Annotated in this window: 11 protein-coding genes and 1 pseudogene; 10 read left to right on the forward strand and 2 right to left on the reverse strand. The window is 61.4% G+C overall.

The window, feature by feature from the left end:
• Positions 1-96 precede the first annotated feature (96 nt).
• The 9 genes and pseudogenes from HX817_RS01890 (at position 97) to HX817_RS01930 (ending at position 9,349) form a co-directional block, all read left to right on the forward strand.
• The gene (locus HX817_RS01890) at positions 97-714 is read left to right on the forward strand and encodes an NUDIX domain-containing protein (RefSeq protein WP_003209505.1); all 618 of its coding nucleotides are present in this window, start codon (positions 97-99) and stop codon (positions 712-714) included.
• Complete coding sequence (locus tag HX817_RS01895) at positions 705-1,154, forward strand: DUF1249 domain-containing protein (RefSeq protein WP_003209507.1); 450 nt, start codon at positions 705-707, stop codon at positions 1,152-1,154. The genes HX817_RS01890 and HX817_RS01895 overlap by 10 nt, the downstream gene beginning before the upstream one ends.
• A 99-nt stretch (positions 1,155-1,253) precedes the next feature.
• Positions 1,254-2,069, forward strand: coding sequence for a 3',5'-cyclic-AMP phosphodiesterase (gene cpdA / locus HX817_RS01900; protein WP_102370213.1), 816 nt, complete (start codon positions 1,254-1,256; stop codon positions 2,067-2,069).
• A gap of 49 nt (positions 2,070-2,118) precedes the next feature.
• Positions 2,119-2,727: a YqiA/YcfP family alpha/beta fold hydrolase gene (locus HX817_RS01905; protein WP_003209516.1), complete on the forward strand. Its 609-nt coding sequence runs from the start codon at positions 2,119-2,121 to the stop codon at positions 2,725-2,727.
• Positions 2,728-2,771: 44 nt separating this feature from the next.
• Positions 2,772-4,676: a DNA topoisomerase IV subunit B gene (gene parE / locus HX817_RS01910; protein ID WP_003209518.1), complete on the forward strand. Its 1,905-nt coding sequence runs from the start codon at positions 2,772-2,774 to the stop codon at positions 4,674-4,676.
• Positions 4,676-5,671 (forward strand): annotated as a pseudogene (locus HX817_RS01915) (esterase-like activity of phytase family protein). Before parE ends, HX817_RS01915 begins: the two are co-directional and overlap by 1 nt.
• Positions 5,668-6,189: a TIGR02281 family clan AA aspartic protease gene (locus HX817_RS01920; RefSeq protein ID WP_087692486.1), complete on the forward strand. Its 522-nt coding sequence runs from the start codon at positions 5,668-5,670 to the stop codon at positions 6,187-6,189. Before HX817_RS01915 ends, HX817_RS01920 begins: the two are co-directional and overlap by 4 nt.
• Before the next feature lie 10 nt (positions 6,190-6,199).
• Complete coding sequence (parC, locus tag HX817_RS01925; RefSeq protein WP_003217539.1) at positions 6,200-8,464, forward strand: DNA topoisomerase IV subunit A; 2,265 nt, start codon at positions 6,200-6,202, stop codon at positions 8,462-8,464.
• Positions 8,465-8,641: 177 nt separating this feature from the next.
• On the forward strand, positions 8,642-9,349 hold the full coding sequence (locus HX817_RS01930) for a membrane integrity-associated transporter subunit PqiC (RefSeq protein ID WP_003217538.1): 708 nt from the start codon (positions 8,642-8,644) through the stop codon (positions 9,347-9,349).
• A gap of 187 nt (positions 9,350-9,536) precedes the next feature.
• On the opposite strand, the gene HX817_RS01935 is transcribed toward HX817_RS01930, so the two are convergent.
• Positions 9,537-11,069: an AhpA/YtjB family protein gene (locus tag HX817_RS01935; protein WP_177039704.1), complete on the reverse strand. Its 1,533-nt coding sequence runs from the start codon at positions 11,067-11,069 to the stop codon at positions 9,537-9,539.
• Positions 11,070-11,203: 134 nt separating this feature from the next.
• Between HX817_RS01935 and serB the strand changes: the two genes are divergently transcribed.
• The gene (gene serB / locus HX817_RS01940; protein WP_003217536.1) at positions 11,204-12,418 is read left to right on the forward strand and encodes a phosphoserine phosphatase SerB; all 1,215 of its coding nucleotides are present in this window, start codon (positions 11,204-11,206) and stop codon (positions 12,416-12,418) included.
• 120 nt (positions 12,419-12,538) lie between these two features.
• Here serB and asd read toward each other — a convergent pair whose 3' ends face one another.
• Complete coding sequence (gene asd, locus HX817_RS01945; RefSeq protein ID WP_008439110.1) at positions 12,539-13,399, reverse strand: archaetidylserine decarboxylase; 861 nt, start codon at positions 13,397-13,399, stop codon at positions 12,539-12,541.
• Positions 13,400-13,407: the final 8 nt, after the last annotated feature.

Below are 13,407 nucleotides of genomic sequence, written 5' to 3' on the forward strand. Positions count from 1 at the left end.
CAACCGGAAAGGGGCTGCATCAAGGGGCACGAGCGCGTTAGGATGGCGCGATGTCGAGGCCGCCTCGATACCGCAAGGCAATAAACGAGGGTTGATATGACGGACACAGCGAAATCGACGCCGAGCAAGGTCGAGATTGTTCAGCGCGACAATGCCTACAAGGGCTTCTACAAACTGGATCGGCTGAAACTGCGGCACGAGAAGTTTGATGGCGGCATGAGCCGTGAACTCAATCGCGAAGTCTTTGTGCGTCATGACGCCGTGTGTGTACTGCCCTATGACCCGCAGCGCGATGAAGTGGTGCTGATCGAGCAGTTTCGCGTCGGCGCCATGGGGCGTACCGACAACCCGTGGCTGATCGAAATGGTCGCTGGCCTGATCGACAAGGATGAGCAACCGGAGGAGGTTGCACACCGCGAAGCCGAGGAGGAAGCTGGCCTTACATTCTCCGCACTCTGGCCGATCACCAAGTACTTTCCGTCGCCGGGTGGCAGCACCGAATTTGTCCATTTGTTCCTGGGCCGTTGCGAAAGCGCCGGGGCCGGTGGCGTCCATGGACTGGAAGAGGAAGCCGAAGATATCCGCGTCACTGTCTGGGCCTTTGAAGACGCCCTGCAGGCGGTACGTGACGGTAAAATTTCCAACGCAGCGAGCATTATTGCCCTGCAATGGCTTGCGCTTAATCGCGCGGAAGTGAGGGGGTTATGGCAGTAAAGGCACGGGAGCGATATCGGGTTGACCTGATCGGGCTGCAAGCAGCCTGCGAGGCCAACTATGCACGGCTGATGCGGCTGCTGCCGGACATGCGCCACACCCCCGAGGCGCGGCGCATTGCCGTGACCCACGGCGACCAGATGCTCGGCGTGCTGACCCTGGAAGTGATCGTGAACTGCCCGTACACCACCACGTTGCGGGTGCGTCAGGAGCACAGCCTGCCGTGGCTGCCGGTGCCGCAGTTGGAAGTGCAGGTGTACCACGACGCACGCATGGCCGAAGTGATCAGCGCCGAACATGCACGACGCTTTCGCAGCATCTATCCTTACCCCAACGTGTTCATGCACCAACCCGATGAGAAAGCACAGCTCAATGTGTTCCTCGGTGAATGGTTGAGTCACTGCCTGGCCCTGGGCCACGAGTTCGAAGTCGTTCGATAGATGTGAACTGCGTCCGCTTCACGGGTTCCCTCTTTGTGTCCTGCCCCAGCATAATCGCCTCAAATGTCCATTCCTGTGATCACGCCCTGGGAGAACGCCTTGCCGAGCGTATCCGCCTTGAACCCTGACGCTTCGGCGTTGCTGGTGCAGTTGTCCGACAGTCACCTGTTTGCCGAGGCGGACGGCGGCCTGCTGGGCATGAATACCCGCGAGAGCCTGCAACGGGTGATCGACACGGTGCTGGTGCAGCAGCCGCAGATTGATCTGGTGCTGGCCACCGGGGATTTGTCCCAGGACGGTACGCTGGAGTCGTATCAGGCGTTTCGTGACATGACGCGGCAGATTCAGGCGCCGGCGCGCTGGATCCCGGGGAATCACGATGAGCCGCAGGTGATGCAGCAGGCGGCGGTCAATAGCGCGTTGCTGGAACCGGTGGTGGATGTGGGCAACTGGCGCATTACCCTGCTGGACTCGGCGGTGCCGGGTTCGGTGCCGGGGTATTTGCAGGATCAGCAGCTGCAATTGCTGGCGCAGTCGTTGAGTGAGGCGCCGGCTCGGCATCATCTGGTGTGTTTTCACCATCATCCGGTGTCGATTGGGTGCGCTTGGATGGAGCCCATCGGTTTGCGCAATCCTGAGGCGTTGTTTGCGGTGCTGGATCGGTTTCCGCAGGTGCGGGCGGTGCTTTGGGGGCATGTGCATCAGGAAATTGACCGGGAGCGCAATGGGGTGCGTTTGTTGGCTTCGCCTTCTACCTGTATTCAGTTCGCTCCCGGGAGTGAGGATTTCAGCGTGAGTGAGCAGGCACCCGGGTATCGCTGGCTGCGGTTGCATGCCGACGGGCGGTTGGAAACCGGTGTGGAGCGGGTGCAGGGCTTCGCGTTTCAGGTGGATTACGGTAGCAACGGCTACTGAGATTTCCCTGTAAACTGCGCCTCTTTGGCAGACCCACAGAGGACCCGGAATGTCCGCATCGATCTTGTATATCCACGGTTTCAACAGCGCACCAGCCTCCAACAAGGCCAGCCAGTTGATCACCGTGATGGACAGCCTCGGTCTGGCCGACCAACTGCGCGTGCCGGCCCTGCATCACCACCCCCGCCAGGCGATCCCCCAGTTGGAGGCGGCTATCCGTGACCTCGGAAGGCCACTGCTGGTAGGCAGCTCACTCGGCGGCTACTATGCAACCCATCTTGCCGAACGCCATGGCCTCAACGCCTTGCTGGTCAACCCGGCAGTCAGCCCTCATCGGATGTTCGACGGTTACCTGGGCACCCAGAAGAACCTCTACACCGATGAGACCTGGGAGCTGACCCACGACCACGTCGCGGCCCTGGCCGAGCTGGAAGTGCCGGCGCCCCAGGACGCCCAGCGTTATCAGGTGTGGTTGCAGACCGGCGATGAAACACTGGATTATCGCCTCGCCCAGCAGTATTACCGGGCCTGTGCCTTGCGCATCCAGGCCGGTGGCGATCACGGTTACCAGGGCTTCGCCCAACAGTTACCGGCGCTGTTGAGTTTTGCCGGCATAGGCTCCGATCAGTACCAATCCTTCGATTTCACCGCATTGTGAAACCGCAGGTTACTTTTTAATCGAACGACTCACGACGAGACCCCATGGCCACTCCCAGCGCTAGCTCTTATAACGCCGACGCCATCGAAGTCCTCTCGGGCCTCGACCCGGTGCGCAAACGCCCCGGCATGTACACCGACACCAGTCGGCCGAACCACCTTGCCCAGGAAGTCATCGACAACAGCGTCGACGAAGCCTTGGCCGGGCACGCCAAGTCGGTACAAGTCATCCTTCACGCCGACCATTCCCTGGAAGTGTCCGACGACGGTCGTGGCATGCCGGTGGACATTCACCCGGAAGAGGGTGTGTCGGGCGTCGAGCTGATCCTCACCAAGCTGCACGCCGGCGGCAAGTTCTCCAACAAGAACTACCAGTTCTCCGGTGGCTTGCACGGTGTGGGTATTTCCGTGGTCAACGCCCTGTCGAACCACGTACGGGTCAAGGTCAAGCGCGACGGCAACGAGTATCAGATGACTTTCGCCGATGGCTACAAGGCCACCGACCTGGAAGTGATCGGCACCGTCGGCAAGCGCAATACCGGCACCAGCGTGTACTTCGCGCCGGACCCGAAATACTTCGATTCACCGAAATTCTCCATCAGCCGCCTCAAGCATGTGCTCAAGGCCAAGGCTGTTCTGTGCCCGGGCCTGCTGGTCAGCTTTGAAGACAAAGGCACCGGCGAAAAGGTCGAGTGGCATTACGAAGACGGCCTGCGTTCCTACCTGGAAGACTCTGTCAGCGAATTCGAGCGCCTGCCGAACGAGCCGTTCTGCGGCAGCCTGGCGGGTAATAAAGAAGCCGTGGACTGGGCCTTGTTGTGGCTGCCGGAAGGTGGCGACAGCGTCCAGGAAAGCTACGTCAACCTGATCCCGACGGCCCAGGGCGGTACCCACGTCAACGGTTTGCGCCAGGGCTTGCTGGATGCCATGCGCGAATTCTGCGAATACCGCAGCCTGCTGCCGCGCGGCGTGAAGCTGGCGCCGGAAGACGTCTGGGAGCGGATCGCGTTCGTCCTGTCGATGAAAATGCAGGAGCCGCAATTCTCCGGCCAGACCAAGGAGCGCCTGTCGTCCCGTGAGGCAGCGGCGTTTGTCTCCGGGGTGGTCAAGGATGCCTTCAGCCTGTGGCTCAACGAACACCCTGAATTGGGCCTGGCCCTGGCGGAGCTGGCGATCAACAACGCCGGCCGTCGCCTGAAGGCCAGCAAGAAAGTCGAACGCAAGCGCATTACCCAGGGGCCGGCACTGCCTGGCAAGCTGGCGGACTGCGCCGGGCAAGACCCGATGCGCTCCGAGCTGTTCCTGGTGGAAGGTGATTCTGCCGGCGGTTCCGCCAAGCAAGCGCGGGACAAGGAATTCCAGGCGATCCTGCCCCTGCGCGGCAAGATCCTAAACACCTGGGAAGTCGATGGCAGCGAAGTACTGGCCAGCCAGGAAGTGCACAACATTGCCGTGGCCATCGGTGTCGACCCGGGCGCGGCGGACATGAGTCAGCTGCGCTACGGCAAGATCTGCATCCTCGCCGACGCCGACTCCGACGGCTTGCACATTGCGACCTTGCTCTGTGCACTGTTCGTCCAGCATTTCCGCCCGTTGGTGGATGCCGGTCACGTCTATGTCGCCATGCCGCCTTTGTACCGCATCGACTTGGGCAAGGAGATTTTCTACGCCCTGGACGAAGCCGAGCGCGATGGCATCCTCGATCGCCTGGTGGCCGAGAAGAAACGCGGCAAGCCGCAGGTCACCCGATTCAAGGGCCTGGGTGAGATGAACCCGCCGCAGCTGCGGGAAACCACCATGGACCCGAACACCCGGCGCCTGGTGCAGTTGACCCTGGAAGATTTCGCCGCCACCTCGGAAATGATGGACATGTTGCTGGCGAAGAAACGCGCGCCGGATCGCAAGAACTGGCTGGAGTCCAAGGGCAACCTGGCCGAGGTTCTGGGCTGATGCGCAGCGGTTTCGCCCTGGCGATACTGTTGTTGAGCGGGTTGGCGGCCACCTCGGTGGTCGCAGCGCCTGCGGCTGAGCTGAAGCTGTTGTCGGAACACCCGGTGGAAGGCATGCGCGGCGGTAACCTGTCGGGCCTGGCCATGTGCGGCAAGGAGTTGTGGACGGTGTCCGACCGCGACGACGATCAGATCTACCGTCTCGATATCAGTGCCGATACCTGGCAGGCCGAAACGGTGAAGATCGACGTGCCGCCGGTGCCGGAGTCCGGCTTGCCCTTTGGCTTGCGCTCGCGCACCAAGGCGGCGTCGTTGATTCGCGGTGGTGACCTGGATTTTGAAGGCATCAGCTGCGATGCGGCGGGCAACCGTTACATCGTCAGCGAAGCCCATGCGGCGGTGCTGCAAGTGCCGGTGAGCGGTGCGCCGGAGTGGTTGAAGATCGCCCCGGGCATGGTGCGTGAGGCTCGGGCCAGTGGCATGCTGCTGCACTTCAATGCGTTGTTTGAAGGCCTGGCGGTGAACCCTGAGGGCAATCAAATCTGGCTGGCGGCTGAACGCGAGCGGCGCGGGTTGATTTCGATCAAGCGTCCGCAATCGCTCTGGGATTGCGACGGTCCTTGTGTGTTGTTGAGCGAGGCGGGCACCGAGATGCAGCCGGCACAGATGCCCAAGGCCAAGGCGGTTTCGCGCAATTTCTCTGACGTCGCGCTGTTCGAGGGCAAGCTGTTCACCCTCGAAAGCAGCCAGTTTCAGTTGTGCCGTCGTGATCCCGTGACGGCGAAGGCCGAACAATGCTGGTCCTACGCCGATGAAATGCTGGCGCCGCAACGCCAATACAACCAGCCCTACGGCCTGGCCGAAGCGTTGGTGCTGTAGGCCGATGGCGCGTGGATCGGCCTGGACAACAACTTCGGCGCCCGCGCCGATGGCGAAAAGCGGCCGGTGGTCTATCGTTTCGCCGCCCCTGCGGGTGGCTGGAGCGCCAAGCCATGAGTGCGCAAACACCCGGCAAGCGCGCCGGGCGTGTGTTGATGTTCGTCGCGTGGGGCGCCGGCCTGTTTTTGGCGACACGATTTTTTGGGCAGTGGGAAGCGCGACAGGAAAACCCCAATGCCGTGGTGACCTCGGAGCAGCACGAGGGTTATATCGAAGTAAAACTGCTGGGCAACGGCCAAGGGCATTTTGTCGCCACTGGCCAGATCAACGGCAAGCCGGTGCAGTTCATGCTCGACACCGGGGCCACCGACGTGGCGGTTCCGGCTGAATTGGCCGACCGTCTCGGGCTTGAACGCGGCATGCCGGTTGGCGTGAGTACGGCCAACGGGCGAACCCAGGGCTTTCGGACCGAGTTGGGCCGTCTGCAACTGGGCGATATCGTCCTTCGGGACGTGCGCGCCATCGTGGTACCGGGTTTGGGCGATGAACAGGTATTGCTGGGCATGAGTGCATTGAAACAACTTGAATTTACCCAGCGCAGCGGCACTTTGCTGCTGCGCCAGACCAAACAATGATGAGGCCCGCATGAGTGACATCCTTGCAGACAGCTTAGATGGCGTTGAACGCCGGTCGCTGGCTGACTTCACCGAAAATGCCTACCTCAACTACTCCATGTACGTGATCATGGACCGTGCCTTGCCGCATATCGGCGACGGCCTGAAGCCCGTACAGCGGCGCATTATCTATGCGATGAGTGAGTTGGGCCTGGACGCTGACTCCAAGCACAAGAAGTCGGCGCGTACCGTCGGTGACGTGCTCGGTAAATTCCACCCTCACGGCGACTCGGCGTGCTACGAAGCCATGGTGCTGATGGCCCAGCCGTTCAGCTACCGCTACACGCTGGTGGACGGCCAGGGTAACTGGGGTGCGCCGGATGATCCGAAGTCCTTCGCCGCCATGCGTTACACCGAAGCGCGTCTGTCGCGGTATTCGGAAGTGCTGCTCAGCGAACTGGGCCAGGGCACGGCCAACTGGGGCCCGAACTTTGACGGCACCCTCGACGAGCCGCTGGTGTTGCCGGCTCGTTTGCCGAATATCCTGCTCAATGGCACCACGGGTATCGCCGTGGGCATGGCCACTGACGTACCGCCCCACAACCTGCGGGAAGTGGCCAGCGCCTGCGTGCGCCTGCTGGATGAGCCGAAGGCTACGGTCGAACAGCTCTGCGAGCATATCCAGGGCCCGGATTACCCGACCGAAGCAGAAATCATCACGCCTCGCGCCGACCTGCTGAAAATCTACCAGACCGGCAAAGGCTCGGTGCGCATGCGCGCCGTGTACCACATCGAAGACGGCGACATCATCGTCACCGCGCTGCCGCACCAGGTGTCCGGGGCCAAGGTGCTGGAGCAGATTGCCGCGCTGATGCAGGCCAAGCCGTCGAAGCTGCCGCAAGTCGCCGACCTGCGTGACGAGTCCGACCACGAAAACCCGTGCCGCATCGTGATCATCCCGACCAACAGCCGGGTCGACCATGAAGTGCTGATGCAGCATCTGTTCGCCAGCACCGAGCTGGAGTCCAGCTATCGGGTCAACATCAACATCATTGGCCTGGACGGCAAGCCGCAGTTGAAGAACCTGCGGGCTTTGCTGGTGGAATGGCTGGAATTCCGGGTGCAGACCGTGCGTCGCCGCCTGCAATTCCGCCTGGACAAGGTCGAACGCCGCCTGCACCTGTTGGACGGCTTGCTGATCGCTTACCTCAACCTGGATGAAGTGATCCATATCATCCGTACCGCCGAGCACCCGAAGGCCGAGCTGATCGCGCGCTTCGAACTCAGCGAAATCCAGGCCGACTACATCCTCGACACCCGTCTGCGTCAGTTGGCGCGACTGGAAGAGATGAAGCTGCGGGACGAACAGGACGCGCTGCTCAAGGAACAAGCCAAGCTCCAGGCCCTGCTGGGCAGCGAGGCCAAGCTGAAGAAGCTGGTGCGCACCGAGCTGATCAAGGACGCCGAAACCTATGGCGACGACCGCCGCTCGCCGATTGTCGAACGCGCCGAAGCCAAGGCCCTGACCGAAACCGAGTTGCTGCCCAACGAGAAAATTACCGTCGTTCTGTCGGAAAAGGGTTGGGTTCGCTCAGCCAAAGGGCATGATATTGACGCCACCGGCCTGTCTTACAAGGCTGGCGACGGTTTCAAAACCGCGGCGGCGGGGCGTTCCAACCAGTTTGCGGTGTTTATCGACTCCACCGGTCGCAGTTATTCGGTGCCGGCGCACACGTTGCCATCGGCGCGGGGGCAGGGCGAACCGTTGACCGGGCGCCTGACACCGCCACCGGGTGCGAATTTTGAATGCGTGCTGCTGCCGGACGATGATTCGCTGTACGTCATCGCCTCCGATGCGGGCTATGGGTTCGTGGTCAAGGGTGAAGACCTGCAGGCCAAGAACAAGGCGGGCAAGGCGTTGTTGAGCCTGCCGAACAACGCCAAGGTGATCCTGCCGCGTCCGGTGGAAGACCGTGAAGGCAACTGGCTGGCGTCGGTGACGACCGAAGGGCGCCTGCTGGTGTTCAAGATCAGCGATTTGCCGCAGTTGGGCAAAGGCAAGGGCAACAAGATCATTGGTATTCCCGGGGAGCGGGTGGCCAGTCGCGAAGAGTACGTGACCGACATCGCCGTGATCCCGGAAGGCTCGACCCTGGTGTTGCAGGCCGGCAAGCGCACGTTGTCACTGCGCCCTGACGACCTCGAGCACTACAAGGGTGAGCGGGGTCGTCGTGGCAATAAACTGCCGCGCGGCTTCCAGCGAGTGGACGCTTTACTGGTGGAAACGCCCGTTTAAGGCGATATAGAGCGCCCGATCTACGATTTAACCCGTAGATCGACGCTTTCGCGCTGGAGTCATGGCGCATATTCACGGATGATATGGCCTTTCCAGCGCCGGCGTGGCTGAGCGCGTACAGGTTATTTTTGAGTATTACATTGTGGTTCGCCTTGTGGCAGCCACCTGGATGGGATGATGACTGCTCCGCGCCTTCCTTTATTTTTGTTGCTCGCTGGCCTTTTGGGCCTGGCGGGTTGCAGCACACACCAACCGGTGTCGCTGTATCAGCTGGACAGTGGAAGTCCGGCTCAGCCTGCACAAAGTGCCGGCATGGCTGTATTGCTTGGCCCTGTTGTAGTGGCCGACTACCTGCAACGTGAAACCCTGCTGCAACGTCAGAACGACGGCAGCCTGCAAGGTTCCACCGATGGCCGCTGGGCCGGTAGCCTTTCGTCCGACATCAATCAGTTGATGTTGCGCCAGGTGGCTGGCCACCTGGACAGCCAGCGTGTGGTATTGGCGCCGGCGCCGTTGGGTTTTGCCCCGGACGTACAGGTGCTGCTGACCATTACGCGACTGGACTCGGGCGTTTCGCAGCCCGCTATCCTCGACGCGCAATGGCGCTTGATCGACCGTCGTGGCCAGGTGCGGGATAACCGCATCGTGCACTTGCAGGAAGAGCACAGCGGCAGCACCGCGTCCCAGGTCCAGGCCCAGGGTGTGTTGCTGCAACGTTTGGCTGACCAGCTGTCGGTGGCCCTCAAGCCATTGGCCAATCAGCCAGCGGTGGCAGAAGCGCCACGCAAACAGGCCCCGGCGCAGCCCAAGGCTGCGGCACCGGAGAAGCCGAAGATGCCGATGGCCGTGCCGATTCGCACCGATATGGAAGTGTTCAGGTTCTGACCTGAATACAGACCAACAAAAAGGCCCGCTGATGAGCGGGCCTTTTGTTTGTGCGGGATTTGAGCGGTACGCAGATCTAATGTGGGAGCGGGCTTGCTCGCGAAGGCGGCGGATCAGTCGATACATAGGCTGACTGACAGGCCGCTTTCGCGAGCAAGCCCGCTCCCACATTGATTTGCGTTGTTCTTTAGTTCTTCGCCCGCGTCTCATGCATCCGCGCCAGCTGGCGCTCAAGCATCGACGGGTAAGGCTCCATCAACCGCTCCACACAGCACGCACCTTCAGGGCTGGCAATCGGGCGGATCCGCGCACGCTGGCGAATCAGCACGTCGTCACTGATCTTGCGTTCCACCAGCAGCAGGTTGCGGCTGTGTTGCGACAAGGCCAGCGCATCCTGGGCAATCTCGGTCAGGAGCAGATCGATCTGGCTCATGCCATACAGATCGTCGCCCACCGTCAAGCCCAATTGCAGTTGCAGGGTGATGCCGCTGTCGGCCACTTCGATTTGCAGCGCATGGCCCAGGGCCCGCAGCAGTTCACCGCAGCAGATGGCGTTGGTCAGGTAGTCTTCGCCGCTGTCTTCGCTGTGGAACAGCATCAAGGTGCTGCCGTCGTTCAGGGTGTGCAGTTCGCTCTGATACAGCGAGGCCGCCTGGTCGAGGCAGTCACGATAACGTTCCAGCAGCTCGGTCAGGCGTGCCCGCGGCAAGCGACGCAGTTGATCCTGTGCGCCCAGTTGCACGGCCAATACGGCGCTGTGCTGGGGCTGGGTGCTGCGCACCGGAGCAGGCTGCATAGCAGGAGCGGTTGGCACTGAAGTATCGCGAAGATCGGCGAACGGGTCTTCTTCGTCCAGTTCGTCTTCTTCTGCCTTGATCACATGACGGGTCGCCGGCTTTTGGGCCGCTACCGGCGCAGACTCGTCGAAGCTCGGGTCCCGCAGGTTGCGCACTTCAAACTCGGGCTCGTCGTCTTCGTAGTCGGTGTCGTCGAACTCGGGCTCGGGTTCAACCTCGGGCACTACGGGCTCCGGCGCGAAGCTGGTGTGCAGTTGGCGGGCGAGGTCGCCGATTTCGTCCTGGCGGTCGGTGGCCGGGGTGTGTTCATCGATATCCCGCAGCCAGATGCGCAGTTGCATCAGTGGCGTGGAGATATGCCGGCCCAGGCGCAGGCTCAAGGCCAGGGACAGTGCCAGCAGGATCGCACTCAAGATACCCATGCTTTGCAGGCTGATGGTCATCGGCTGCTGGAACTGTTGCATGTCCAGGCTGATGCGCAGTTGGCCGGCCTTCACGTCCTGAAACGTGATATTGCTCTGGTACAGGCCTTCGGCTTCACCCAGCAGGCCGTTTTTCGGGCGTTGCCCGGCTTCGGCCATGATCCGGTTGTCCACGCTATAGATAGCGGCGTGGGCCACCAGCGGGTTCTTGGTCAGGTTGTTGAGCAGCACGTTGAGGCTGAGGATGTCGTTGGACACCAACAACTCAGTCGCCGAGGTGGCGGTCTGGGTGGTCAGGCTCTCGCCCAAAGCGTCGGCTTGCTCGTGCATGGCCTGCTTGAACTGCAAACCCATCACGCAGGCGTAGATGACCAGGGCCAGGGCGACCAGGATCACGTTATGGCTGGCGATGCGTAATGCGATCGGTACACGGCGGTGGCGCAGTGCCCGGAAGATCAGCAGGAAGAAGTTATCGGTTTTTACTGGCGTGGGCCGGTTCACTTAAGCTCGGCTCTTTAGTCCGTGAAGTTGACGCGCAGTATAGCGACAGGCCCAAGACCGGCAAAGCGCTGGCTGTGCCCGATGGTCACTGAAAGTGGGTAGAATGCGGTTTTTTTCCAGCTCGGGGGTGCGCTTTGCGCGAAATTGTCCTGATTAACATCACAGGTGAGGACCGTCCGGGTCTCACCGCAGCCATTACCGGTGTTCTGGCCCAGGGTGGTGTGAACATTCTCGACATCGGCCAGGCAGTGATTCACGACACGCTGTCGTTCGGCATCCTGGTGGAAATTCCCAGCACCGAGCAGGCCTCGTCCGTGCTCAAGGACATCCTGTTTACGGCGTATAAGCTGGATCAGCAGGTGCGTTTCACCCCGGTGTCCGAAGAGGATTACCAGAGCTGGGTGGCCGGCCAGGGCAAAAAACGCCACATCGTGACGCTGTTGACTCGCAAGGTGACGGCCGAGCAATTGCAGCGTGTCAGTTCGATCACGGCTCAGTACGGTTTGAATATCGACCACATTGACCGTCTGTCGGGTCGTATGCCGTTGGACACGCCGGCGGACAAGGGCAAGGGCTGCATTGAGTTCTCCGTACGCGGTGAGCCGGCAGATCCTCAGGCCCTGCGTGCCGAATTCCTGAGCGTTGCCCAGGAGCTGAATGTCGATATCGCCTTCCAGGAAGACTCGCTGTTCCGCCGCAATCGCCGCCTGGCGGTGTTCGACATGGACTCGACGCTGATCGAAGCCGAAGTCATCGACGAATTGGCCAAGGCTGCCGGTGTAGGTGAGCAAGTCTCGGAAATCACCGAGCGTGCCATGGCCGGTGAGCTGGATTTCCGTGCCAGCTTCAAGGAGCGCCTGGCGCTGCTCAAGGGCCTGGATGTGAGCGTACTGGACTCCATCGGCGCCTCGCTGCGCCTGACAGAAGGCGCCGAAACCCTGTTCGCCGAACTCAAGCGCCTGGGCTACAAGACCGCGATCCTGTCGGGCGGTTTCACCTACTTCGCCAAGCAATTGCAGGCCAAGCTGGGTATCGACTATGTGTTCGCCAACGAGCTGGAAGTGGTAGACGGCAAGGTGACGGGCGTGGCCGTGGAGCCGATTGTCGACGCACAGCGTAAGGCTGACCTGTTGCGGGAATTGGCGCACAAGGAAGGGTTGCGTCTGGAGCAGACCATTGCGGTCGGCGACGGGGCAAATGACTTGCCGATGCTGGCGATTGCCGGGTTGGGTGTGGCGTTCCGGGCCAAGCCGCTGGTCAAGCAATCGGCCAAGCAGGCGATTTCGACTTTAGGGCTGGATGGCGTGTTGTACCTGTTGGGCTTTCGCGATCGCGACGGTCAGCTCTGAAGATCGTTCCCACGCTCTGCGTGGGAACGCCGCCCTGGACGCTCCGCGTCCGATTTTGAGGTTGGGACGCGGAGCGTCCCGGGATGCATTCCCACGCGGAGCGTGGGAATGATCGCTAGGTCAGGCTTTCGGCAAACCCATGCCCTGGCCCATCTGCACCGGCGTCCCCGCCTGCAGTGCTTCCGACCATTGAACCTGGTCCGGCCCAAACAGCACGATTGCCGTCGAACCCAGCTTGAAGCGCCCCAGTTCCGCACCTTTTTCCAGGTGGATCGGCCCACGGGCAGCTTCGTCATAACGGAAGGTTTTCAGCTCGCGTTTTGGCGGCGTTACCAAGCCTGCCCAAACCGTTTCAATCGATGCCACGATCATCGCGCCAACCAGAACCACGGCCATCGGGCCGCGTTCGGTGTCGAAGATGCAGGCAACACGCTCGTTACGCGCAAACAGTTCCGGCACATTTTCGGCGGTGGTCTGGTTTACCGAGAAGATTCGGCCAGGGATATAAACCATTTCCCGCAGGGTGCCGGCCAATGGCATATGCACCCGGTGGTAGTCCTTCGGCGACAGGTAAACAGTGGCGAAATCGCCGCCCATGAACGGCGCAGCCACCGCCGCATCGCCGCCCAGCAATTCCAGCACGCTGAAGCTGTGGCCCTTGGCCTGGAACACCCGGCCATGTTCAATCGGGCCCAACTGGCTGACAGCGCCATCGGCCGGGCTCAACACCGCGCCTGGGGTCTGATCCAGCGGCCGTGCACCGTCTTTCAACGCGCGGGTGAAGAAGGCGTTGAAGTGCTCGTAAGCGGTCACGTCTTCAACCAGGGCCTGGGACATGTCCACTTGATAACGCTTGGCAAACCAGCGGGTGAACGCATTCTTGAACCAGCGCACGCGGCATTCGGCAATGCAACCGGCCAGACGCGACAGCAGGTGGTGGGGCAGCAAGTACTGGCTGAGGATGAACAACTGCTTTTTCATTAACTGTC

It is taken from the genome of Pseudomonas sp. C6002, assembly GCF_013385805.1.
Classification (GTDB): domain Bacteria; phylum Pseudomonadota; class Gammaproteobacteria; order Pseudomonadales; family Pseudomonadaceae; genus Aquipseudomonas.

Bases quoted from the DNA above. Each gene is read 5' to 3' on its own strand.
- HX817_RS01930 (WP_003217538.1), top strand. From the start codon at position 8,642: ATGACTGCTCCGCGCCTTCCTTTATTTTTGTTGCTCGCTGGCCTTTTG.
- asd (WP_008439110.1), bottom strand. From the start codon at position 13,399: ATGAAAAAGCAGTTGTTCATCCTCAGCCAGTACTTGCTGCCCCACCAC.
- HX817_RS01890 (WP_003209505.1), top strand. From the start codon at position 97: ATGACGGACACAGCGAAATCGACGCCGAGCAAGGTCGAGATTGTTCAG.
- HX817_RS01895 (WP_003209507.1), top strand. From the start codon at position 705: ATGGCAGTAAAGGCACGGGAGCGATATCGGGTTGACCTGATCGGGCTG.
- HX817_RS01920 (WP_087692486.1), top strand. From the start codon at position 5,668: ATGAGTGCGCAAACACCCGGCAAGCGCGCCGGGCGTGTGTTGATGTTC.
- parC (WP_003217539.1), top strand. From the start codon at position 6,200: ATGAGTGACATCCTTGCAGACAGCTTAGATGGCGTTGAACGCCGGTCG.
- HX817_RS01905 (WP_003209516.1), top strand. From the start codon at position 2,119: ATGTCCGCATCGATCTTGTATATCCACGGTTTCAACAGCGCACCAGCC.
- parE (WP_003209518.1), top strand. From the start codon at position 2,772: ATGGCCACTCCCAGCGCTAGCTCTTATAACGCCGACGCCATCGAAGTC.